Below are 399 nucleotides of genomic sequence, written 5' to 3'. Positions count from 1 at the left end.
TTTCAAAATAAAGTCTGGCAGTTCCCTACTCTCACATGGGGAGACCCCACACTACCATCGGCGCTACGGCGTTTCACTGCTGAGTTCGGCATGGGGTCAGGTGGGACCACCGCGCTATCGCCGCCAGACAAATTCTTTATACATTATCATGGTGCTGATACCCAGATTCGAACTGGGGACCTCACCCTTACCAAGGGTGTGCTCTACCAACTGAGCCATATCAGCAATAGTTGGCCAAACTCACTGTTGGCACAAAAAATTAAACGTGCTTCATGCTGCCTTGCTATCGCAACACAACACTAAAATTAAAGCCTGGCAGTGTCCTACTCTCACATGGGGAGACCCCACACTACCATCGGCGCTACGGCGTTTCACTGCTGAGTTCGGCATGGGGTCAGG

1 tRNA gene and 2 rRNA genes are annotated in these 399 nt (G+C 51.6%); all 3 read right to left on the bottom strand.

Going from position 1 to position 399, the window contains the following annotated elements:
* Positions 1–12: 12 nt before the first annotated feature.
* Positions 13–128: ribosomal RNA gene (gene rrf, locus EAE91_RS23825) — 5S ribosomal RNA — on the bottom strand.
* A gap of 21 nt (positions 129–149) precedes the next feature.
* Positions 150–225 (bottom strand) — tRNA-Thr (locus tag EAE91_RS23820).
* 85 nt (positions 226–310) lie between these two features.
* Positions 311–399 (bottom strand): 5S ribosomal RNA (rrf, locus tag EAE91_RS23815); the annotation flags it as partial.

Origin of the sequence: Photorhabdus noenieputensis, from assembly GCF_018448935.1 — a bacterium.
Classification (GTDB): Bacteria; Pseudomonadota; Gammaproteobacteria; order Enterobacterales; family Enterobacteriaceae; genus Photorhabdus; species Photorhabdus noenieputensis.
This window is presented reverse-complemented; position numbering and strand designations above follow the sequence as displayed.